Consider the following 22,552-nt stretch of genomic DNA (forward strand, 5'->3'; position numbering starts at 1 on the left):
GCTATTCGTCGGCAGCGTCGGATGTGTATAATAGACAGCGTCCGGTCCGCCCAGCCCGTCCGGTCGGTTTTCTGAGGTCGGTTTACGCGGCTGGGATACACGGTAGGGCTGGTGCTTTAGGCGAGTAGCTAGGTTGAATCGGCCCAGGGCGGGACCCAGACTATTCGGCCCTGCCGGCGCTCTAGCCGGCCGCGCACCGGCGGCGCGTGCGGATCGTCGTCGTTGACGCCGTTGTGATACGGGCACGCCACGCTGAGATTTGCCATGTTGGTCTCGCCGCCGTGCTTCCACGCCTGCAGGTGGTGGATCTGGCATTTATCCGCCGGATAGTTGCACTCGGCCCACGGGCAGGTGGGGTTTTCTGCGCCCGCCATGAGCCGCTGCTTATCGGAGGCATGCCGCGAGGTGCGATACAGGTTTACCGCTCCCTCATAAGGATGCACGAGGGTGACGAGCCCGCATTCGGCCAAGCGCTTTTCTACCAGCTGGGCGCCGCTGATTTCGGCTCCATTAGTCAGCCGCAGCGTGATTTCCTCGCCTCCACCGCTTAAGATTTCATCCAATTCATCGAGCAGGATGACGATATTCGTCGTGGCAGTAGGCCGCGCCGTAGCCCCGCCGCGGAAGAAGATATTCTCTACGGAATCAAGCGGCTTTTCCTCATTGATGCTGGCGTGCAGGTCAGCGATGAAATCGGAATCGCCGGTAATCGAAAGCGTCGACGGGCCGCCCTTGCGCCGCGTCATCCGTACGCCCTTTTCTGGCTGTCGCGGCGGATAGAGCTCTCTCAACCGCGTGCGCGCGAGCCGCTCCACGTCCTGGTTGGTCGCGCATAATTCAGCGCGCAGCGCCCACGCATCCCGCTTGGATTTGGTGCGGGAGACGTACTTTTCAATGATCTTCAGCGTCGCCAAGCAATGCTTGGTCGCCCGGCACGAGCGCTGCCGGCGGGTGAAGGGGGTGGGGCCAAAGTAGACGTCGGCAAGCGCAAGCAGGCTCCGGGCCTCTTGCCGGGGCAGGCCCAGGCGGCGCAGGTCGGCCTCGCGCGCGCCTGAGACCTCGCCGAGAAGCTCCATCGGCGAGGCAAGTTGGCGGGCGTAGTCCTGCAAGCGGGTCATGCCGGTGAGCCTAAGTCACCCCGCAAGACCGTGGTAGCCCACCCACGCCAGCCTGTGGATAACTCGCCCCATCTGTCACACCAACCCCGAACCCGCTCGGCGGCCTGTGGATAACCTGCGGTACCCTCGAATGCGAAAGCGAGAAAAGGAGCCCCCATGACTGACCCGACCAAGCGGATTCGCCCCACCACCCCCGGACGTCTGGCCGCGCCGCGCCAGGCTCAGCAGCTGCCGCCCCTGCCGGTGACTCGGGCGCGCATTGGCGAGCGGATGGCCACCGAGGTCTTCCAGGAAATGGGCGAGGAGATGCTCGAGGAGCTGCAGAACTTCCGCCGTGACCTGCACCGCAATCCGGAAATCGGCTTGGATTTGCCGCGCACGCAGAAGAAGGTCCTGGAAGCGCTCGAGGGCCTACCGCTGGAGATCCACGTGGGCCAGGATCTGAGCTCGGTGGTGGCCGTGCTGCGCGGCGGTCAACGCGGCGAGCGGCCGGTGTCGGTGCTTTTGCGCGCGGACATGGACGCCTTGGAGGTGCGCGAGCAGACCGGCAGCCCGTTTGCCTCGACGAATGGCTATATGCACGCCTGCGGCCACGATTTGCACACCGCCGGCCTAGTGGGCGCAGCGCGGATTCTGTGCGAGCACCGCGAGGAGCTGCACGGCGATGTCACCTTTATGTTCCAGCCCGGGGAAGAGGGTCCAGGCGGCGCGTTGCCGATGATTGAAGAGGGCGTCCTCGACGCCGCTGGCCGACGCCCCATTGCCGCCTACGGCCTCCACGTCGGCCCGCAGGACCGCGGCACCTTCCACTACGTGCCAGGCCCGATGATGGCTAGCTCATCCAACCTGACCATTACTGTGCTGGGCAAGGGCGGGCATGGCTCTCGCCCACACGATGCCATCGACCCGGTGGCGGCGCTGGCGGAGATTCAGATGTCTTTGCAGACCGCACTGACCCGCCGCTTCGATGCGCTCGAGCCCATCGTTATTACCGTGACCAACCTGTGGGCGGGAGACGGCGCGTATAACGCCATCCCGGAGCGTGCGGCCTTGGGCGCTACGGTGCGCGTGCTGCGCGATGAGAAGATCGACGCCGTGCGGCAGATGATTACGGAGGTCTCCAGCTCCGTCGCTGCTTCGCACCGGTGCACCGCACAGGTGGATTTCGAGGTTTTGTACCCGACCACCAAGACGAATCCACGGGAAAATCAATTCGCCGCCACCTTGTGGAGCCAGATGTTTGGCACTGAAAACGTCCAGCCGTTCGATGCCCCGATGATGGCTTCCGAAGACTTCGGCTATGTCCTCGCGCAGGTGCCGGGCACGTTTATGTGGATGGGCACGGCCAATCCGGACAAGCCCGAAAATCAGCGCGAGTGGAACCACTCGCCGATGATGCGTTTCGATGACTCGGTGTTGGGAATGCAGTCCGCGGCGCTGGCTGCCGTGGCGTTTGAGCGCCTGGCCACCGAAAATGAGCATCCGTCCGCGCAGACGAAGGCCATGCGCGATGCGGCCGGGGTGCAAAAATAATTCATCCCTAGGGACTATGGCCGCCGGCTTAAGCTTGAGGCCATGATCAGAACGAAGTGGAGCACGGCGGGCATCGTGGCTGCCTGCGCGGTGGCGAATTGGCTCATCGGCGTGGTGCTGATGAACCTCGACATTGAGGAGTATTCGCCGTCGTTTGCGGAGTATGGGCCCTATATCTGCACCGGGTTTGCGGTGGGCGTGCTGGGTATTATCGCCCTGCCCTTTGCTCTGGAGCACCAGCCGCGCGAGCTTTCCGACGTCGACTATGCCGGCTCCACCCGCAGCTTCATCGCTGGCTGCATCGTGCTGCTGGGGTCGAGCTCCTATTTTGGCGCGGCTAGTGGACTCGTGGCTTTTATTTCCATGGTCTCGCGCCGCTCGACCTCGCGCTCGGTGGCCGCAGTGGCGTGCTTCGTGGCGGCATTTGCGATTGATACCATCTTCAACCCCTATATGAGCTGGGACGAGATCGGGTGGGTTGGTGCCATCTTCGTCGTGGTCGTGATGGTCGCGGGGTTATTGGTGGGCCAAAAGCGCGCCAATCTGCGCGAAAAGCGGTGGCGAGTGGAACAACAAGCCCGGATGAATCGCGAAGAGATGCGTGCCAAGGTAGAACGCGCGCGGCAAGAGGAGCGCGAGAGCATCGCAAGGGACATGCACGATACGCTCTCGCATCGGCTGAGCCTTGTGGCCATTCATGCCGGTGCGTTGAGCTATCCGCGTGAGGGCGTGCCGGCCGAGTTCACAGACGCAGCGCGCACCATCCGCATGGAGGCCCAGAACGCGGTCGAGGATTTGCGCACCGTCCTAAGCGCCTTGCGCGAAGACCTTTCCCAGGATCCACGCAGCGGCTTAGAGGAGCTGGTCGCGGCCGCGCGCGAGGCCGGCACGGAAGTGACGGTGACCTACGCGGACGGTGCCGGCCCGGATATTTTTACTGGGTTGTCCACGATGGCGCAGCACGCCGTGCACCGCGCAGTACAAGAAGGCCTGACGAACGCACGCAAGCACGCGCTCGGCCAGCCGGTAAGCATCACGGTGCGCGAGACGTCCGGCGCGGTGGACATCGAGATGCGAAACCCAGTCTCGCGCGGGACCCCAGGAGCCGACACGGGCTATGGCGCGGACACCACAGGTGGGTACGGACTGGTGGGCCTGCGTGAGCGTGTGGAGCTTTCTGGCGGGCGCATGAGCCTCGCGGCTAACCAGGAAAGCCCAGAAGGAAAGGAAGGCGAGGAATTTGGATGGAGTATCCAGCTACCGCTAGCGCACAAGGAGGCTGCGCAATGAGCGAGATGAGCTGGCAACTGCGTCATCCCGAATACGGGCTCATGCGCATCGACCTAGAAGAAACCACGGCCCGTGAGGGCTGGACGGGAAAACACTTAGACTTTAAGCGCAGTCTTTTTACCTCCACCGTTGACGGAACTTCGCGCAAGCTCAGCTATACCGATACCGATGACTCGGCCTATAGCCTGGAATTCCTGCGCGGGCACAGCGACGATAACGCGCCCGAAGACACAGACCGCATCGAGCTGGTGGAGCGCCGCGGTTATGTCGTGCCGGAGTTTCGCGGGCAAGGCGCGAGGGTGATGTTTGCGGCGGTGGGGAAGCCGGACATCGATAAGCAGCTGCACCGGATAAGCCTGTGGACGTTGCTCCTGCAGACTGCGCTGACATTCATTGCGGCCACGCTAGTCATCGAATTTTTCCCCAAATTCTTCGAAAAGCTAAACGATATTCTCGTGCCCTCGTTCCTCAACGGCGTAGTGGTGGGCCACGCCAAGATAGTGCCGGTAGCACTGGCAATGTTCATGGCACTTACAGTGGCGTATACGCCCGTCGCGTCGAAGTTTTGGCGGGCGCGGTGGAATCAATCAGTAGGAAAGGGAGCATGATGGCCGATGCCCTGCGTGTAGTGCTCGTTGATGACGAGGCTCTAGTCCGCAGCGGGCTGCGCCTGCTGCTATCCAACGCGCCCGATATCGAGGTCGTGGCCGAGGCGAGCAATGGCCGAGACGCGGTGGCTACCGTGCTCGACGCGCAGCCCGATGTGGTGCTGATGGATATTCGCATGCCGGTCATGGATGGCATCGCGGCCGTGGAGAAGATTCTGTCCGTCCACACAGTGCCGATCATCATGCTCACGGCCTTCGATACCGATTCCTTCATCCTGCGGGCCCTGCGCGCCGGGGCGGCCGGGTTCTTGCTCAAGTCGACGCCGCCGGAATCGCTCATGGCGGCCGTGCGCGCGGCCGCGGCGGGGCAGCCGTTGTTGAGCCCGCAGGTCGTCGACAAGCTGGTAGGCATGCAAAGCCCCGCGCTTGACGACGCCCATTCACACCACGCCCGCACCGCCCGCAACCACCTAGGTAGGCTTAGCTCCCGCGAGCGCGAAATCGCCGAGTTGGTGGCCCAGGGCTTGAATAATCAGGAGATTGCCGACCAGCTCGTGGTGTCCATGGCCACGGTGAAATCGCATATGCAGCATATTCTGAAAAAGATCGGTGGTACCAGCCGCGTGCACATCGCCATTATGGTCTTAGAGGCGCGTGGCTAAGCCCGGAGAATCCTCCCTGCGGGGGATACCGCGCTGGCGGCGGGTCGGCTTAGACTGGTGCGCGTTATGAAGTTGTTCCGAAAATCCGACGAGATGCTTAAGCGCCCGCTGTGGCAAAAGCTTGTCATCGCCGCGGTGGCAGTGATAGGCGATTTTCTCGTCTTTACCGTCCGGTTCAGCGAGACCGATGGCTCGTCCGGACGGCTGTTTATTTTTTCCGCGGCGATGATCGGCACGTGGATCTTATTGCCCTTTGCCCTCCGCCATGCTGCGCGGGAGCGTGACCCGCGCAGCGCACAGCCCGGCCCGCGCAGCGCGTTGGTAGCGGCGACGATCATTTCCGCGACGGTGTCGATTGCCGAGTTCCGGCCTTCGGTAATGATGGCGGCGTTTTCGGCGGCCTCGCGCCGCAGCCGGTTGTGGATGGCGACGGTATGTGCGGCCATGGTGGCCTCGGAGTTGGTCACTGTCGATTTATCTCGAAGCGAAGGGCTTGATGCTCCCGGGAAGCTGGGATTTTTCATTGCCATCATCCTCCCAGCAGTAGTGGTTTTAGTCGTCGGGTTGGTCCGCTCGAACCAAAAAGAGCGCACGATTGCGCTGCAGGCGCAGGCGGAGCTCACACATGAGGAAATGGCCACTCGGGAGAATTTTGCGCGGCAGGAGGAACGCGACCGGATTGCGCGGGATATGCACGATACGCTCTCGCATCGGCTGAGCATGATTGCGGTCTACGCGGGCGGGTTGGCCTACCGCAAGGATCTAGATCCGGAAGAGACGCGGAAATCCGCGCGTACGATTCGCGATGAAGCTGAGGCCGCCGTGGGGGATCTGCGCGAGGCGCTGCACTCGCTGCGCAGTGAGGGGCGCATAGATCCGCGCGAAGGCGTGGAATCGCTGGTGGAGCGTTCCCGCCGGGCGGGCATGGACGTGGAGGTGCGCTACCAGGCGGGCGCGGGGCCGCAATCGCTGGAGGAGCTGAGCACCATGGCCGGCCACGCGCTCAACCGCGCGGTCCAGGAGGGCTTGACCAACGCCCGCAAGCACGCGCCGGGCGAGCCGGTCACCATCACCATCGCCGCGCTTGCCGACGCCCTGTCTATCACCATGTCTAACCCCACAGCCCAGGCCGAGGAAAAGGGGAGTGGGAACAGTGGAGGGTACGGGATCGTCGGCATGCGCGAGCGCGCTAGTGTGGTGGGCGGATCGCTGCAGGTAAAGGACGAGGAAGAAAGCTTCTCGTGGACGCTGCGCCTGCCCAGGAAGGAAATACAGTGAGTGAGATTCGTGTGGTGCTTGTCGACGATGAGCCGCTGCTGCGCCACGGCCTGCGCATGATCTTAGAAGGCGCGCCGGGTATTAGCGTCATCGGCGAGGCCGGAAACGGCAAGGAAGGCATCGAACTTATCCTGGGCGAGGAACCGGACGTGGTGCTGATGGATATCCGCATGCCGGTCATGGACGGCATCGAGGCGACAGCGCAGCTGCATTCGCTCGCCGGCGCGCGCGATATCCCGGTGGTGATGCTCACCGCCTTTGATACCGACGAGTTCATCTTGCACGCCCTGCGCGCTGGGGCCGTGGGCTTCTTGTTGAAGACGACGGCGCCGGAGGCGCTGGTGGCGTCGGTAAGAGCAGCGGCCCAAGGCCAGCAACAGCTCAGCCCGAAGGTACTAAGGAACCTGGTGGGGCTGGCGGACACGCCGCCGCAGCCGGAACAAGAGATGATTCAGCCCAGCGGGCTGGCCGAGCTGAGCGAGCGCGAAAATGAAATCGCCCAGCTGGTGGCCCAAGGACTGAGCAACGCCGAGATTGCCGAGCAGCTATTCATCTCGTTGACCACGGTTAAAACGCACATGAAGCACATCCTGGCCAAGATTGATGGCACCAACCGGGTGCACATCGCGATTGCGGTGCTCGGCGGTTAGGCGTGGCTAGGGCCGGCGGAAAATGGCGGAGGCCAGTCCCACCAGCGCGATGACGCCGACGATAAGGGACGCCACCGGCCAGTACTGCGGGAAGTACTTGAGCGTGTAGCCGAATACTTGGCTGTCGTCGAAGTGCTGCCATAGCGCGAAGGGCATCCACCAGAGCTTGGTTAGCGTGAGGATGGCACCCACCAGGCCGGCGGCGACGCGGTTGCCTCCACGGAGGAAGAAGCTGGCCGCAACGAGTATAATGCCGGCGATTGTCAGCGCAAACAACAGGGGAGTCTCGGTGCCCAGCGGAGAGCCGCGCAGCAGGAACTCGTGGTCGATTGCGTGTTGCTCGATGAGGGTATAACCATCGAGGACAACGTCGTCTGGGATGCCCATTACTTCTCCTTCTTTTCACCCTCAAAGTCGGGGTGGTTCTTATCGTGTTTGGGATCGTAGCCGTCGGACCAGACTCCGGTACCGAAATCATAGTCGACGTTCTCGCCTTCCTCATCGGTGCGCTGGTACCACTCGGTATAGCGCTCGGCAGAGGAGTCAAAGTCGTGGCCGGCACCGCGGTCACCTTCTGCGTGTTGAACAGTAAATTCGAAGTCATCGCCATGCTCTTCGATGCCGCGCATGATCGCATTGTCCATTGCCGTGCGGGCGTAGGTGCGGCGGATAAACATCGGGTCCGAGCGCAGGTCACGGATGAAGGCCACCATCATGGCCAAAAGCACTAGGCAGAAGGGGAGGGCGGCGAGGATGGTGAGGTTTTGCAGGCCGGTTAGCACGTCTTCGCCGCCGGTCAGCAGCATGACGGCGGCGATGCCCATCATGCACAGGCCCCAAAAGACTACGACGAGCTTATTTGGGGTGGGATCGCCTTTGGAGGACATCGTTCCCATCACCACGGAAGCGGAATCCGCGGAAGTAACGAAGAAAACGGCCAACACCACAAGCAGGATATACGGTGTGATGGTGCCCAAGGGTAGGTCTTGGAACATGGCGAAGAGCACTTGTTCGTTGGAGGATTCGCCGTCGAAGCCGGCGCTGCCTTCGCGGTTGAAGGAAATCGCCGTGCCGCCAAAGATGGTAAAGGCGAAAATAAGAATGATGGTAGGCGCGAAGACGGTCACGGCTGTGAACTCCCGGATGGTGCGCCCGCGGGAAATGCGGGCTACGAAAAGTCCCACGAACGGGGTCCATGCAATCCACCAGGCCCAGTAGAAGGCGGTCCAGTAGGACTGGAATTCGATGGTCTCATCGCCCCAGGACAAACCCTTGGCCATCATTGGCAGAAGCTGATCGATGTAGGTGACAATGCCGGCCGGGATGAGGTTCAGCAAGAGCAGGGTGGGGCCAACGAGGAAGACGAAGAGCACTAACCCTAGGGTTAGCGAGATATTGATATTGGAAAGGTAGCGCACGCCGCGCGCCACGCCGGAGACCGCAGAGATGATAAACGCGCAGCCGAGAACCGCAATAATGACGATAAGCGCGGTATTAGTCATAGGGCCAGCACCACGGATGATGCTGACGCCCTCACCGATCTGGATGGCAGATAGGCCCAAGGTTGCGGCGGTGCCGAAGAGGGTGGCGATGAGTGCGAGGACGTCGATAAGCTTGCCCACCGGCCCATCCGTATCGCGGGAGCCGAAAAGCGGCTTGAAGATGGAAGAGACCAAAGGCACGCGCCCGCGGCGGTAGGAAGAGTAAGCAATCGCGGCGCCGACCAGCGCGTAGGCCGCCCATGGGGAAATTCCCCAGTGGTAGTGGGCCTGGGCCATGGCTTGGTGCAGGGACTCGACGGTATTGCCGTCTACCGTGTGCGGCGGCGGGGTGAGGTAGTGCGATAGCGGCTCGGACGGGCCGTAGAAGAAGATGCCCACGCCGATGCCAGCACCGAACATCATGGCTACCCAGCTGAAGTACCTGAACTCGGGCTCCTCGTCATCGGTGCCGAGCTTGATGCGACCCAACCGGGAGCAGCCGATATAGGCCATGGTGACAATGGCCAGCATCATGGTGATATTGAGCAGCCAGCCAGCGTTGGTAATAGCCCAGCCGAAGGCGGAGGATGAAGCGCTGGCCACGCTATCTGGCATGAGGACGCCCCAAATAATGAAGGCGACGATGAGAATGGCGGTGATGAAAAACAGCGGTTTATCCAGGCCAAATTTATTGCGCTGGTCTTCGACGTTGATACCGGGAACCAGCCCCGGATGCATGTCATGTGGGTAAATGCCCACGGCGCTGCCCTTGTCATTGGGCTCGAGGGAGCGCTTATATGCGCGGGCGGATCGAGAGGAGTTCACGAGTTCCTTACGCGGCAAGGGTAGGTCCCTGCCTTACTAGACGGTCCTCTTATTGTCCTGCACCGCCTGTAAAACCGCAAATGAAGTGCATAAATACTGCATTATGGAACCAACTGGTGCACAAAATATAGACAATCCTGTCTTAATTGTCGTAGGCTGAAGCTCCTGACTCGATACAAGGAGACACAGTGATCATTACGGGACTTCTCACCGGCATCGTCTTCGGTGCTGTGTTGCAGCGCGGGCGCTTCTGCGTGACCGGAATGCTGCGCGATATCTTTCTTAATAAGACCTGGCGCGGATTTACCGCCCTGCTCATTTTGATTTCGGTGCATGCCTTTGGCCTGACGCTATTGACTGGCACGGGCGTGCTTTCGCCGGAATTTAGCGATTTCAAGCCGGTAGCCGTCATCGTGGGCGGCTTCATCTTTGGCCTCGGCATCATCTTGTCCGGCGGTTGCGCGTCCGGCACGTGGTACCGCTCGGCCGAAGGCCTGGTCGGCTCGTGGATTGCCTTGCTATTTTACGGACTTTCCGCCGCCGCGATGAAATCGGGCCCGCTGGCCGGGGCGAATGATTGGTTCAAGCAGTGGAGCCTCCCGGTCACCACCATCCACGACGCGCTGCACATCTCGCCGTGGATCCTGGTGGCGGTCCTGTGGGTCGTGACCTTCCTGCTGTGGCGCCACTATCGCGCCAAAGATGCCGGCCGTCCCAAGGTGGACCTGGGCCAGTCGTGGTACGCCAAGCCGCTGAACATGAACATCGCGGCCGTGCTCGTTGGCATCATTGGCACGGTGGGCTTTGTGCTATCGGCCAACGCTGGCCGCAACGGCGGCCTCGGCATCACCACGCCGACCGCGGACATCGTTCGCTGGGCCGCCACCGGTGATTCCGCGCGCATGAACTGGGGCACCCTGCTGGTCATCGGCCTATTGGTGGGCGCGTTTATCGCTGCAAAGACCGCAGGTGAGTTCCGCGTGCGCGTTCCAGATGCGCAGACCGCGACCCGCGCTATTTGGGGCGGCATCATGATGGGTGTCGGCGCGTCGCTGGCCGGCGGCTGCACCGTGGGCAATGGCATGGTGGAGACCTCCCTGTTTAGCTTCCAGGGCTGGGTAGCGCTGTTCTTTATGGCCCTGGGCGTAGGTGCGGGCGCGCGCCTGTGGCTGAAACCCAAGAGTGAGCCGCAGCAGCCGCAGACCTACTCCACCGAGGAATCCGTGGATAACTCGGTGGTCTCCGCCGAGGATAAGGTGCTGCCGAGCTTTGCCACTGCCACCGGGGCGGTAGCGCTCAAGACCAAGCCGCAGGCCAAGGACAAGGCCCGCGCGCTGGGCGGCGGGCGCTATGCGCTCGATACCCTTGGTGCGGTGTGCCCGTTCCCGCTGATTGAGGCCAAGCAGGTCATGGCGGAGCTGGAGCCGGGAGAGGCGCTGGTTATTGATTTTGACTGCACCCAGGCCACCGAATCTATTCCGCAGTGGGCGGCCGATGAGGGCCACGAGATTCGTGATTTCCATCGCTCGGGCGATGCTGGTTGGCAGGTCACGGTGGTCAAGGGCGGATAATTACATCATTGTCAGCTACTATGTGGAGGCAGAAGAATCGAGCGTGATTCTTGTGCCTCCTTTGTGGTTTGAAAGAAGTTATCGCATGCCCGAGTTTGATGATAATTCCACCGCTGTTGCGGATATTTTGCATGCCTTCGCCGTCTTTGAGCGCGAGGAAGAACACCTGCTGGACGCGGAACTGCGCCTCAATGTCTATGCCAGCTAGGCCATGATCCGCGTCTTTGCTGCGTTATTGCCCTCGGCCGCCGCGCGCGAGCATTTGGTGCATACGCTGCGGCCCATCCACGCGGCAACTACTAATGAGCTGCGCTGGACGGATCCGGATAATTGGCATCTGACCATGGCGTTTTATGGCGAGCAGCCCAATGATGCCGCGGCGGTGCGCGAGCACCTCGCCCACGCGGTGGCAGGGCGCGCGGCGTTGAATGTGCGTTTAAGCGGTGCGGGGAGCTTTGAGCAGCGCACGCTGTGGGTAGGCGTCGGCGGGCAGGCGCGCGGTGTGCGGGAGTTGATGGCGCAGTGCCAGCTTGCCGACGTCCCCTTTAGCCACCACCGCCCCCACCTCACCGTCGCGCGTGCGGGCCGACGCACCCGCGAGCCGTGGGCACTGGCGGATTTCGTGCGCGCGTTATCGGTGTATCGGGGACCGGAATTTTGCGCGGACCGGGTCTGCCTGATGCAATCCCACCTCGGTGAGGGCCGTGGTGGGGGCCCACGCTACGAGGTGATGGAGGAGTATCCCCTGTTTTAGGCGGCGCGGGCCGCACGGACTTCGTGTACTAGGGAATCGAGCTCGGCGCGGGTGGCCGTGCGGTCTGGGTGGGTGGTGCAGAAATCTAGCAGGAAGTAACCGGCGTGTTGTACGGCAATGTGCCGTGCCCAGAATCGGCGCACAGCATCGGGGTTATCCACGGCGAGGGACTGGATGGCGCGGCGCTCCGAGAGCAGCTCGTATTGCAGGTCGCGGCGCGCGGACAATACGGCATCTGGGGTATTAACAAAGAGCAAGCCGAGCAGGGTGGCCATGGACTCCATCGCGCGGACCTGCAGGCGGGCCTGATTGCGCACGGGGGCGCTGCGCTGCCACAGCCACAGCACCGCGGTGGCGATGAGGATGGACAAGAGGATCTCGCCGCAGCGAGCCTGGATGGTGGGCCACAGGGGCCGGGTAGCGGAGTTGCCCATGAGGAGGGCGAGCGGGGTGGAGAAGATAACGCAGATGGCGTAGTTCTTCGCCACGAAGATTTCGGCACAGAATTGGCACGCGGCCAGCGCGAGCAGGAGCGTCCAGCCGCTGATGCCAAAGTAATGGAGGATAGAAAACAGCAGTACGCCGACGACAGAGCCGAGCATGCGGTGGATGCCGCGGACAGTACCCGGCACATGGTCGGGTCCCCATTGCAGCATGAGGAAAGCAGAGACCACGCCCCAGTCCGGGCGGTCGAAGCCGAGGGAGAGGCCCACCAGCACGATAATGGCCGCGGAGAGGACAATCTTTTGGGTGGTGACCATGGCGTGCGAATCCCGGACCGCGGCGCGATACAAGCGGTAGCGGCCGGTGGGGCGGGTGTGCGGGATGGCGGTGCGATCCGGATCGACGTCGGTGACACTATCGGTGAGCTGATCCGAATCGGAGCCGAGGTCGAGGGCGCGGTTATGCGCCACGATGGTGTGCTGGGCTGCGAGGGCGCGCTCCACTAGGTGGGCGCCTTGGGGGTCGATGATGCGGCCGCCGCGGATAATGTGGGCGTCGGAAAGCGCCTGCCAGGCAGCAAAGAGCGCGGTCTGCGCCTGGTGGTGGCGGGCCAAGGAATCGTCGCGGTCATCCTTGAAGGCGGCCGCGGCCTTTTCGAGCGCGGCAACCGCGCGGCGCTCGGGGCCGTGGGCGTCAATAAGGGCCGGCGCCATGCCGAGCACGAGGCTGGCTACCATGCCGGTCAGCGCCCAAAAGAGCAGCTGGCCCACGGTGACATCGGTGCGCGCAAGCATCACCGAACCGCCGCCGACCATGACCAAGAAGAAGGTGCCCGGCGGCGGCAAGCGCAGGGCATTTTGGGCAAAGCCGCACACGGCAGCTAATACCGTGGTGTACAGGCCCGCCAGCAGCAGCCACCAATGGCCGTGGCCAGGCGCAAAGATGAGGTGGCCTACCAGCACGCCCACGGCCGCGACGGTAATGAGTGCGGTGCCGGCGGTGAGCATAACGCGCGGGCGGGTGCGATAAGGGTGGCCCTCGCCAAAGATGACGGTGAACGCGCCAGTGGAAATGAGCAGGATGGCGTAGTCGTGGCCGGTCAGCAGCGCGATGGCGCCGGGCAAGAGAATCGCCAAGCCCGCGCGCAGCGCACCGGGCCAGCGCACCGAGGCGCTATTAAACGCGGTGAGCAATTGGGTGGTGCTGGGGCGGTGCGGGATGGGATAGTCAAGCTGGGTGGCCACGGAGCAGCAGGATCCTTTCTCTGCGGAGTTATCTGACCCGACTACCTTACGCCCGAAGCCACCCGCTTTACATGTCGGCGGCCGCGATGAGCCGGCGCGTGTAGTCCGTGCTGGGCGAGGTCCACACGGAGTCGGTCGCTCCGTGCTCGATGAGCCGGCCGCGTTCAAGGACCGCAACGCTCTCGCACAGGTGGCGCACCACCGCGAGATCGTGAGTGACAAAGAGCAGGGTGAGCTTGCGCTTGGCGATGACCCCCGCCAATAACTCCAGCACCTGTGCGCGCACCGACATATCGAGGGCAGAGACGGCTTCATCGGCCAGCAAGATATCCGGCTCGCCGCACAGCGCGCGGGCGATGGAAATGCGTTGGCGCTGGCCACCGGAGAACTCGTGCGGGAAGCGATCGAGGCTCTCGGATGGCAGCCCGACCTCCTCGAGCGCGGCCGCCGCGCGAGCGCGCTTGTCGGCCTTGCCGGGATTGCCAGGGATGGCCTCTGCGATGGATTTCCAGATCTTCAGGCGCGGGTTGAGCGAGCCTTGTGGGTCTTGGAAGACCATCTGCACACGACCTCGGACGTCGATGTCACCGCTCGTGGGCTGGTCGAGCCCGGCGATCAGTTTGAGCAGGCTGGTCTTGCCTGAACCGGATCCGCCCACGATGCCCAGACGCTCGCCGTGGTGCACACGCAGATCGATGCCATCGAGTGCGGCATGTGCGCCATGGACCTTGCTGACCCCGCGTAGCGTCACCAACGCATCTTCCGCCGTGGCCGGAGAAAGGCTAAGCTCCGGCGGCCGCGAGGAGGCGATGAGCGTGCGGGTATAGGGATGCTCGGGTTGGGCAAGCACGCGCTCGGTGGGGCCGGATTCCACCACCGCGCCCTGGTGCATGACTAGGACGTTGGGGCACATACGGCGAATGACGCCCAGGTCATGGGTGATAAAGATCAGCGCGGTGCCGCGAGCCTTGGTTACGCGCTCGATGACGCGCAACACGCCATCTTGCGTGGTGGCATCCAGCGCGGTGGTCGGTTCATCGCAGATGAGCAGATCGGGGTGGCCGGCCATGGCCAGGGCAATGAGCACGCGCTGGCGCTGGCCGCCGGAGAGCTGATGTGGGAATCGGGAGGCAATGTCGGCATCAAGCTCCACCTCTTCGAGAGCGGTTGCGGCATCGCGCACCCCGGCTTGAGCCAGCTGCTTGCCCACGCGCATAAGCGGATCCAGCGCGCTCATCGGTTCTTGGAAGACCATGGCCATGGTTTTCCCGCGCAGGGGGCGGATGCGGGCATCGCGTGCGCCGACTACCTCGTGGCCATCCACGGTGACGGAGCCGCTCGCGCGTACCCCATCGGGTAAAAGCCCCATGATGGATAGCGCAGTGAGCGATTTTCCGGAGCCGGATTCACCAATAATGCCGAGCTTTTCACCGGCCGCGAGCTCGAAGTTAAGCGGCCCCACAAGGACAGTGGTGGACCCGGGGGCGGTGACGGTCAGGTTATCTACGTGGAGCAGGCTCATCGCGCGGATCCTTTCAGGCGGGGATCGAGGAGGTCACGGAGGGCGTCGCCAAGCAGGTTAAAGCCCAGCACCGTCGCCGCAATGGCCAGTCCCGGCCAGAAGGCCTGCAGGGGAGCGGTGCCCAGCAGCGACTGGGAATCTTGCAGCATCCGGCCCCACGAGGCCGCCGGTGGGGCAGTGCCCAGGCCGAGGTAGGACAGGCCGGCCTCAGCCAGGATGGCGAGGGCGAAGTAGACGGAGGCCTGAACGATGAGCAGTCCGGCAATATTAGGCAGGATATGGCGCCACGCTACTTTCCAGCCGGACACTGCGGAGATGCGCGCGGAGGAAATAAAGTCCTGCGTGATAACCTGCAGCGTGCCTGAACGCGCCACGCGGGCAAAGGAGGGAATGCCGGCGATGCCGATGGTAACCATGGCCGTAAGCGTCGATGGGCCCCAGACCGCGCCAGCAATGATCGCCAACAGCAGGGCGGGGAAGGCAAGCAGCAAATCCGCGCCGCGCATCACCAGCGCATCGGCCCACCTGCCGCGACGCATGCCGGCGAGGATGCCCAATGGAACGCCCACGAGGGCGGCGATTCCCACCGCAATGAGCCCGACGAAGACAGTAATCTGGGCTCCCGCCATGATGCGGGAGGCGGTATCGCGCCCAAAGCGGTCCGTGCCCAGGAGGTGCTCGGCGCTGGGACCGGCAAGGCGCACATCCGGGTGCGCCAGCGTCGGGTCATAGGGCGTCCACACCAGCGAAAGTAACGCCACCAGCACCGTCGCGGCGACGAGGATGGCTCCCAGCCAGCCAGAAAAACGCAGCTTCATTATTTATCACCTGCCGTGATGCGTGGATCGATGAATCGGTAGGCTACATCCGTTAAGGCATTGACTACCAAGGCGAAGGCAACGAGCAGCATGACCAGGGTTTGTACCGTGGTCAGATCGCGCACCGATACCGCGTCCAAGAGCATGGAACCAATACCGGGGATGACAAAGACGGATTCGATCACCACGGCACCCACGACCATCGTGGTCAGCTGCACGCCGGCCACGGTAAGCACCGGCAGCGCCGCATTGCGCAGGCCATGGCGCTTTAGCGCTTCCCACGGGGACTGGCCGAGCGCACGGGCGGTGCGGATATAGTCTTGATTCAGCACGTCAAGCACCGCCGAGCGCACGTAGCGCGTCAGCATTGCGCCCTGCACCACGGCCAGCGCAATGACCGGCAAAATAAGGTGGCGAATAAACTCACCCGCGCCCTGGTTCGGCGGCACCCACCCATTGGCCGGCAGCCAGCCTAGGTGAACGGCAAAGATGGCCACCAAGATGATGCCGAGGAGGAAGCTTGGCACCGCAATGCCCAGCTGCGTGCCGGCCGAAACTATATCCGCACCGCGGGTACGGTTGCGCAGTGCCAGCCACATGCCCACCGGGATAGCCCCGGCCAGCGCAAGCAGCATCGCCAGGCCAATGAGGATGAGCGTGACCTGGACGCGGTCTACCACCAGCGGCGTAATATCCTGCTGCGAGGACAAAGACTGTCCAAAACTGCCGGTAAATAGGCCTTTTATCCACTCCCAATATTGCGTGAGTAGCGGGCGGTCCAGTCCCAGCTCAGAGCTGAGCTCGTCGACGGCCTCTTCGGTCGCATTCACTCCCAGCGCAACCCGCGCCGGGTTGCCTGGCACCGCGCGCATGAGCGCGAAGATGATGATGGAGGCGGCAAAGAGCGTTAATGCAAAGCGCAGCAGCGGACGCACGATGGCGTGCCCAGTATTGCGAAGGGAACTCATCGGGCCTCCTTTTCGGTGTTATCTGCGGTGGCAACTTTGGCGTCCACGTCCGCGTCGGCAGAAGTCAGGTCGCGCAGGATGAGCGCGTCGGTGACCTGATCCGGATGCAATCCGCGCACGCCGGCGCGGGTGAGCACGATATTGGGCATATTCATCAAAGTCAGCGCGCCGGCATCCGCCATGATCTGATCCACGGCCTGTGCCATGAGCTTGGGGTAGTCCTTCTCGGGTGCGGAATCGGCCTGGGCCAAAAGCTCGCGGGTGCGCGGGGAATCGTAGTTGAGGTAATAATCCGGATCGCCGAACAAGGTGGGTACATCGCGCGGCTCCACGTGGGAGATGAGCGACATCTGATAGTCCTTAGCCCCCATCACCTGGCCTAGCCACACGGCCGGGAATTCGGCGGATTCCAGCGTCACCTTAAAACCAACTTCGGTGAGTTGCGAGTACAGTAGCTCGGCGACGGTCTGGGCGTAGGGCAGCGTCGGTGTGGTCAGCGTGATTTCGGCCCCTTCTGCGCCGGCCTCCGTGAGCAGCCTGCGGGCCTTTTCTGGGTCGTGGTCGTAGTAGTGCTTACCCTCGAACCACGGATCCGTGGGCGGGATCGGTGCGCCGCCGGTGTCCTTGGCCATCCCATTCCACAAAATGTCATTGGCTGCCTTGCGGTCTACGGCATAGGCCACGGCTTGGCGCACGCGCGGATCGTTGAATGGGGCGCGGGCATTATTCATGGACAACAACACCTCACCATTGGTGGTGCCGACCTCGGTAGCGATGCCGTCCTTGACGTCATCGAGAAGCTCCGGGTTTTGCACGCCCCAGACCACGTCCACGCCGCCGGCCTGCAGCGCATTGACCGAGGAGATGGTGTCTGGGAAATAGCGCACCGTCACATCCTGTGCCGCAGGCTTACCCCAATATCCGTCGCGAACGTGCAGCTCAACGAATTCCGAGGGCGCAAAGCGGGAAACCTCATAGGGGCCGGTACCCACCGGCTGGGCGGCGAGGTTATCCATGCCATTAGGCGTCATCATTGCGCCGGTGGCTGTGCCCATGGACCAGAGCCAGCCATTCGACGGCTGCTTGAGGCGCACCTTGAGTGTGTGATCATCGGTGGCCGTGGCCTTGGCTACCGGATCCATGGCTGCAGAAATGCCATTGGTCCATTTCTCCTGAACGTAATTAATGGAAAAGGCCGCGGTCTCGGCGGTAAAAGCATCGCCATTGGAAAAGATGACGCCTTTGCGCAGGTGGAAGGTATAGCTGCGGGCATCGTCGCTGATTTCCCACGAGGTGGCGAGCCCCGGGATAATAGAACCGTCCTCATCGATGCGCACGAGAGTTTCGTAGACATTGTCCATGAGTACGGCGGGGATGGCGGCACCACCGGTAGTGGTGAAATCCAGTGAGGTGGCCGCCGAGGTGGAGGCTACGGTAAGGGAAGTAGAAGCGGAGTCGCTAGCTGCTTGGGAGGTATCAACCACCGCGGTATGACCTGCCGAGCACGCTGATACGGTTCCGACAGCGGCCGCCATGGCGAGGCTACCCAGCGCCCTGCCGGCGCGGAATCTTCTCATAGAAAGCAGGGTAGCCGGTGGGGATAGCTGCCGTGAAACTTATGCAAAATTTCCTGGGGTGGGGATAACTTCTAGGGGTGAAACGCCCCCACGTACGCTATTCATAGCCAGCTTCATGCGGTCCGCACGATAGAGGTACACCGCCAATTCGACTGGTTCGCCCGAGTGGTTGGATATTTCCATCTGGAGCCGCCACAGCGGGGTGCCAGTGGCTACTCCAAGCGCCTCAGCATCCTCGGCGCTGGCTTTTTCCAAGGTGAGTTCGCGGCGCACATTATCAAAGTCCACGCCGCAGTCGCGCAGGCGCGCATGAATAGATCCGGCATCCGCATCGAAGTCTAGGATGTGCTTTCCCACCACCATGGGGAAATACATGCGCTCGATGGCAATGGGGTGGTCTTCGGTATAGCGCACGCGGTGAACGAAGACGACATTTTGTTCTGGGTCTACGCGCAGAAAGCGGGTGATATCCCGCGGCGCGCGGCGGCGAGCCAGCCACAGGGTGTGCTGTTGTGGATCCACGTCATATTCGCTGAGCCAGCTGGAGATGGAATAGATGGATTCAAAAAGCTCTGCCTGGGTAGAGGCTAAAACGGTGGAGCGGCGCCCGCGGCCGGAGGAAACTAGCCCTTTGGCCCGCAAAGCCGCAACTGCTTGGCGCACGGGTCCGCGGGAAGAAGAAAACTTCTCGCATAAATCTGCTTCACTAGGCAGAAAATCGCCTGGTTGCAGCACGCCAGAGCTGATCTGTTCTCGCAGGTAGTCAGCGATCTTTCTATGCTGCTGTTTATCGCGTGGGCTCATTCAACCTTTGTCCTTAGTCTCTCCGGGGCTTTTCGCAGCGGAGCGAAACACAGTAATGCTATTCCATTTTGCAAAGGCACGCTAATGCAATGAAGCTACCGAGCATGCGTGCCTCGCCCGGTCGAGGGGAAGGCAAAGGAAAAGGCCACGCGTTGTCCGACCAGCGCCGAGTTAGTAGGCGAGCACGCTAGGCTAAGTGACCGTGGATGAGAGCACCGAAACGATTGAAGTACGCGCGGCTAGCGGCAGCGTGCGCCTAGGCAAGGCGGTAACGGTGGCGGTCATCATCGCCGTCGCCCTGCTTGTAAGCGGTGGGGTGCTTATTTACTCGGCGCTGCAGGAACCGGCTGGTACGCGCCTGCACTTCGTTTATCTCATTGCCGCGCTCATGCCACTAGGCGGGGCGCTATGCGCCATGTTGGCGGTGGTGGTCTCAGGGCGGCGCAGGACGCGTCCGGTGCTGTGCATTGGCGAGGAAATTTCCTTACCTCGCCAGCGGACCAGTTTCGCCGCCTCCGAGCTAGAGCGCATGCAGTTCTATTCGCTCGAGCCGAGCCAAAATTTCCTTGCCTTGATTCCGCGTGGGGTACGCGTTTCCACCTTGGACGAAGCGCAGCAGTATTCAGCGCGACTGCCGGAGCAGGCGAACCTGGGCCCGCGGGAACTCGAGGGAAAGCTCCGGGAACGGTTTCCCGAGGTGCCCATCGATCACCTAGGCCAGGTGCGGGCCGAGGGCTAGCTCGGGGTGCCGGCTACGCGTGCCGGATCGAGCTGCCAGCCCTGCGCGAGCAGCTGCATATTCTTGATTACTTCCTCGTGCGAGCTGGACTGCAGCGAGACCATGAGCTCATCGGCCTTGGCGTGCTCTTGGAAGGTATCGAGGTAGCTGGCCACCTCATCGGCAGTGCCGACGGCGGAGTACTTCAGCATATCTAGGATCTGCTGGCCCTGGTAAGAGCCGATAATCTGCTCCACCTGCTCATCGGTAAGGTGCTTGCCGCGGCCGGCGAAGGCCTTGACGCGGTTGAAACACACGCGCTCATATTCTTCCTGCGCCTTGTGGGTGGTATCGGCGGCGGTGACGTTGACGCCGGCGATGACATAGGGCTTGCTAAAGCGCTCGGAAGGCTGGAAGTGCTCGCGGTAGTAGGTGGTAGCTTGCTCGAGGTGCTGCGGAGCAAAGTGAGAAGCAAAGGCATAAGGCAGGCCGAGCTTGGCGGCTAGCGAGGCGCCGAACATGGACGATCCCAAAATATAGATCGGCACGTTGGTATTGGCACCTGGAACGGCGCTGACCCCCGGAATATAGGACTTGCCCTCGAGGTAGGAGTTGAGCTCTTTGACGTCTTCGGGGAAGCGCTCGGCAGAGTGGGCGTCGCGGCGCAGGGCGCGGCCGAGGGTATTCATGTCCGTACCGGGGGCGCGGCCCACGCCCAAGTCAATGCGCTCGGGGTACATCTCCTCCAAAGTGCCGAATTGCTCCGCAATGACATAAGGGGAGTGGTTGGGCAGCATCACTCCGCCGGAGCCTAAGCGAATGCGCTCGGTCTTTGCGCCGATATGGGCGATGAGCACGGCCGGGGAAGAAGACATGATGGACTTCATATTGTGGTGCTCGGTGTACCACATGCGAGAATAGCCCAGTTTTTCTGCTTCCTGTGCCAATTCCACAGAGCGGGCGATGGATTGTGCTGGGGTCTCGCCCTCATAGATGGTGCAGAAGTCCAAGACGGAAAGATGCGCGCGTTTGGTCACGGGGGAGCCTTCCTTTTACTTTCGGAAAATTCTGTCTAAGTTCTCTTCTTCCAACGGTACGCGCCGCCTGACTATTCCGGGCGAGGCGATACCGCATCGCCGCCGGGACCTGTTGACATAAAAATCCCCTCCGCCTCGGCACCGTGGTTATGTGCGGAGGGGAGGGGTAAGGTAGGACTAAGAGACTAAGCCTCAGCGAGGGCATCGGCCTCCGCCGGCTCTGCCGCCGGTGGGTTGGCAGCGGCGTGCTTCTCGCCGGCCTTGGTGGTGATATCGACAACCAGGCCGACGACTGCCGCGATGGCGGTAGGAACAATCCAGCCCAAGTCCACGGACTGGCCAGGTGCCAGGCTCAAGAGGGGATTGAGCGCGTCGGCGCCCCAGCCCTGGGCGGCGATGACGGACAGAGCCGACCACAGCACCGATGCCCACAGCGCCAGGCGGTAGGTCCAGTAGAAGACAACGGACTTTTTCACCACCGGCTGGATCAGGGTGAGAGCGATAAGGGAGATAGCCGGCGGGTACAGGAAGGTAATGAATGGAACCGCAATGGAGAGCACTGTATCTAGGCCTTGGAAGGCAAAGAGGATGGACAGTGCGGTAAAGAGGCAGGCCCAGACGTGGTACTTCACCTTGGGCACAAGCATTTCGAAGAAGGCTGAGGTGGAGGTGATAAGGCCCACCGCGGTGGTCATGCAGGCCAAGATGACGATGGCAGAAAAAACGGCTTGGCCGATGGTGCCCATGGTGAGATTTGCGGCGTCGGCAAGCAGGGGCGCTCCTGACTCATAGGACTGGCCATTAGGAATGGTTTGGCCTACCCACGCCAAGCCCAGATAGATAGCGGCCAGCAAAGCGCCAGCAACGAGCGCGGCGGTGATAGTGCCGTTAACCAAGGACTTTTTGGTCTTAAACCCCTTGGAGCGCAAAGAGCCAACAATCACGATGGAAAAGGCCAAGCCCGCAATGGCATCCATGGTGTTATAGCCCTCAAAAAGGCCGGTGACCATGGGGGAAGAAGCATAGTCCGTGGTAGGGGTCTGGGGATCGCGGGGATTGTTGAAAGCTGCCAAGGCGATGAGGATAACCAACAGCGCCACCAAAGCCGGGGTGAGGAATTTACCCAAGGTATCGATAATGGAATTCGGCTTCCAGGACAGCGCTAGGGCGATGAGGAAAAAGACCACATTGAAGATGCCATTGGCCATGGTTCCTTCCCAGCCCAGCAGTGGGGTGATGGCGGTTTCCATAGAAACGGCGCCGGTGCGCGGCAGGGCGTAAAAGGCGCCGATGGCAAGGTAGGCCATCACAGAAAAAACGAGGCCGAAAAGCGCGCCGCCGTTGGAGCTCAGGTCGCGCACGGAGCGGCCAGAAATGGAGACGGCGACAATGGCTAGGACCGGAAGGAGCACGCCGGCGGCGAGGAAGCCGAGGACAGCGGGCCAAAAATTGGTGCCGGCCGAAACGCCCACCATGGGCGGGAAGATGAGGTTGCCGGCGCCGAAGAACATCGAAAACAGCATCAGCGACGCAATTACGATGGTGGCGCCGGGCTTAGAGGTGCGTGACGCAACTGGGGTAGCCATTGTGGCTCCTTAATTTTCCATGTACAGCTAGTATGCGATGAGGCTCCCGTTCCGCCGAGGGGTG

The 22,552-nt window shown here is 62.2% G+C and carries 21 protein-coding genes; 10 read left to right on the forward strand and 11 right to left on the reverse strand.

Annotated features, from left to right (window positions below):
- Positions 1–128: 128 nt before the first annotated feature.
- Positions 129–1,118 (reverse strand): HNH endonuclease signature motif containing protein, encoded by a 990-nt coding sequence (locus tag QP934_RS09635; RefSeq protein ID WP_284810908.1) that lies wholly within the window; start codon positions 1,116–1,118, stop codon positions 129–131.
- 156 nt (positions 1,119–1,274) lie between these two features.
- On the opposite strand from QP934_RS09635, the gene QP934_RS09640 reads away from it, so the two are divergent.
- The 6 genes from QP934_RS09640 (at position 1,275) to QP934_RS09665 (ending at position 7,139) form a co-directional block, all read left to right on the forward strand.
- Entirely contained in the window at positions 1,275–2,651 is a 1,377-nt protein-coding gene (locus QP934_RS09640) for a M20 metallopeptidase family protein (protein WP_049378505.1), read from the forward strand.
- A gap of 42 nt (positions 2,652–2,693) precedes the next feature.
- Positions 2,694–3,941 (forward strand): sensor histidine kinase, encoded by a 1,248-nt coding sequence (locus QP934_RS09645; RefSeq protein ID WP_419127407.1) that lies wholly within the window; start codon positions 2,694–2,696, stop codon positions 3,939–3,941.
- On the forward strand, positions 3,938–4,549 hold the full coding sequence (locus QP934_RS09650) for a hypothetical protein (RefSeq protein WP_419127408.1): 612 nt from the start codon (positions 3,938–3,940) through the stop codon (positions 4,547–4,549). Before QP934_RS09645 ends, QP934_RS09650 begins: the two co-directional genes overlap by 4 nt.
- Complete coding sequence (locus QP934_RS09655; protein WP_419127409.1) at positions 4,546–5,211, forward strand: response regulator; 666 nt, start codon at positions 4,546–4,548, stop codon at positions 5,209–5,211. Before QP934_RS09650 ends, QP934_RS09655 begins: the two co-directional genes overlap by 4 nt.
- Before the next feature lie 66 nt (positions 5,212–5,277).
- Complete coding sequence (locus tag QP934_RS09660) at positions 5,278–6,489, forward strand: sensor histidine kinase (RefSeq protein WP_419127410.1); 1,212 nt, start codon at positions 5,278–5,280, stop codon at positions 6,487–6,489.
- On the forward strand, positions 6,486–7,139 hold the full coding sequence (locus QP934_RS09665; RefSeq protein ID WP_284836874.1) for a response regulator transcription factor: 654 nt from the start codon (positions 6,486–6,488) through the stop codon (positions 7,137–7,139). The genes QP934_RS09660 and QP934_RS09665 overlap by 4 nt, the downstream gene beginning before the upstream one ends.
- 6 nt (positions 7,140–7,145) lie before the next feature.
- On the opposite strand, the gene QP934_RS09670 is transcribed toward QP934_RS09665, so the two are convergent.
- Positions 7,146–7,526 (reverse strand): hypothetical protein, encoded by a 381-nt coding sequence (locus tag QP934_RS09670; RefSeq protein ID WP_419127411.1) that lies wholly within the window; start codon positions 7,524–7,526, stop codon positions 7,146–7,148.
- Positions 7,526–9,358, reverse strand: coding sequence for a BCCT family transporter (locus QP934_RS09675; RefSeq protein WP_419127427.1), 1,833 nt, complete (start codon positions 9,356–9,358; stop codon positions 7,526–7,528). The genes QP934_RS09670 and QP934_RS09675 overlap by 1 nt, the downstream gene beginning before the upstream one ends.
- A 275-nt stretch (positions 9,359–9,633) precedes the next feature.
- Between QP934_RS09675 and QP934_RS09680 the strand changes: the two genes are divergently transcribed.
- The 3 genes from QP934_RS09680 (at position 9,634) to thpR (ending at position 11,770) form a co-directional block, all read left to right on the forward strand.
- Positions 9,634–11,016: a YeeE/YedE thiosulfate transporter family protein gene (locus tag QP934_RS09680; RefSeq protein ID WP_419127412.1), complete on the forward strand. Its 1,383-nt coding sequence runs from the start codon at positions 9,634–9,636 to the stop codon at positions 11,014–11,016.
- An 85-nt stretch (positions 11,017–11,101) separates the two neighbouring features.
- The gene (locus QP934_RS09685; protein ID WP_255342548.1) at positions 11,102–11,224 is read left to right on the forward strand and encodes a hypothetical protein; all 123 of its coding nucleotides are present in this window, start codon (positions 11,102–11,104) and stop codon (positions 11,222–11,224) included.
- 3 nt (positions 11,225–11,227) lie between these two features.
- A complete protein-coding gene (thpR, locus tag QP934_RS09690) occupies positions 11,228–11,770 on the forward strand; it encodes an RNA 2',3'-cyclic phosphodiesterase (protein ID WP_284810912.1) in 543 nt (180 codons plus the stop codon).
- Here thpR and QP934_RS09695 read toward each other — a convergent pair.
- The 6 genes from QP934_RS09695 to QP934_RS09720 all read right to left on the reverse strand — a co-directional run bounded on the left by QP934_RS09695 (position 11,767) and on the right by QP934_RS09720 (position 19,147).
- The gene (locus tag QP934_RS09695; protein ID WP_419127413.1) at positions 11,767–13,458 is read right to left on the reverse strand and encodes an FUSC family protein; all 1,692 of its coding nucleotides are present in this window, start codon (positions 13,456–13,458) and stop codon (positions 11,767–11,769) included. The genes thpR and QP934_RS09695 overlap by 4 nt on opposite strands.
- 67 nt (positions 13,459–13,525) lie before the next feature.
- On the reverse strand, positions 13,526–14,980 hold the full coding sequence (locus tag QP934_RS09700; RefSeq protein ID WP_419127414.1) for an ATP-binding cassette domain-containing protein: 1,455 nt from the start codon (positions 14,978–14,980) through the stop codon (positions 13,526–13,528).
- Positions 14,977–15,798 (reverse strand): ABC transporter permease, encoded by an 822-nt coding sequence (locus QP934_RS09705; RefSeq protein ID WP_419127415.1) that lies wholly within the window; start codon positions 15,796–15,798, stop codon positions 14,977–14,979. The genes QP934_RS09700 and QP934_RS09705 overlap by 4 nt, the downstream gene beginning before the upstream one ends.
- Entirely contained in the window at positions 15,798–16,766 is a 969-nt protein-coding gene (locus QP934_RS09710; protein WP_419127416.1) for an ABC transporter permease, read from the reverse strand. Before QP934_RS09710 ends, QP934_RS09705 begins: the two co-directional genes overlap by 1 nt.
- Positions 16,763–18,343, reverse strand: coding sequence for an ABC transporter substrate-binding protein (locus tag QP934_RS09715; protein ID WP_419127417.1), 1,581 nt, complete (start codon positions 18,341–18,343; stop codon positions 16,763–16,765). The genes QP934_RS09710 and QP934_RS09715 overlap by 4 nt, the downstream gene beginning before the upstream one ends.
- Positions 18,344–18,382: 39 nt before the next feature.
- Positions 18,383–19,147: a GntR family transcriptional regulator gene (locus tag QP934_RS09720; RefSeq protein WP_049378517.1), complete on the reverse strand. Its 765-nt coding sequence runs from the start codon at positions 19,145–19,147 to the stop codon at positions 18,383–18,385.
- A 202-nt stretch (positions 19,148–19,349) separates the two neighbouring features.
- On the opposite strand from QP934_RS09720, the gene QP934_RS09725 reads away from it, so the two are divergent.
- Positions 19,350–19,886 carry a hypothetical protein gene (locus QP934_RS09725; RefSeq protein WP_419127418.1) on the forward strand — a complete coding sequence of 179 codons (537 nt, stop codon included), beginning with the start codon at positions 19,350–19,352 and terminating at the stop codon, positions 19,884–19,886.
- Here the strand turns inward: QP934_RS09725 and QP934_RS09730 are convergent.
- Together QP934_RS09730 and brnQ are read right to left on the reverse strand one after the other, a co-directional pair.
- Positions 19,883–20,902 carry an LLM class flavin-dependent oxidoreductase gene (locus QP934_RS09730; protein WP_419127419.1) on the reverse strand — a complete coding sequence of 340 codons (1,020 nt, stop codon included), beginning with the start codon at positions 20,900–20,902 and terminating at the stop codon, positions 19,883–19,885. The genes QP934_RS09725 and QP934_RS09730 overlap by 4 nt on opposite strands.
- A 185-nt stretch (positions 20,903–21,087) precedes the next feature.
- Positions 21,088–22,488: a branched-chain amino acid transport system II carrier protein gene (brnQ, locus tag QP934_RS09735; RefSeq protein ID WP_419127420.1), complete on the reverse strand. Its 1,401-nt coding sequence runs from the start codon at positions 22,486–22,488 to the stop codon at positions 21,088–21,090.
- Positions 22,489–22,552 lie beyond the last annotated feature (64 nt).

It is taken from the genome of Corynebacterium sp. MSK122, assembly GCF_030229435.2.
Taxonomy (GTDB): Bacteria; Actinomycetota; Actinomycetes; order Mycobacteriales; family Mycobacteriaceae; genus Corynebacterium; species Corynebacterium marquesiae.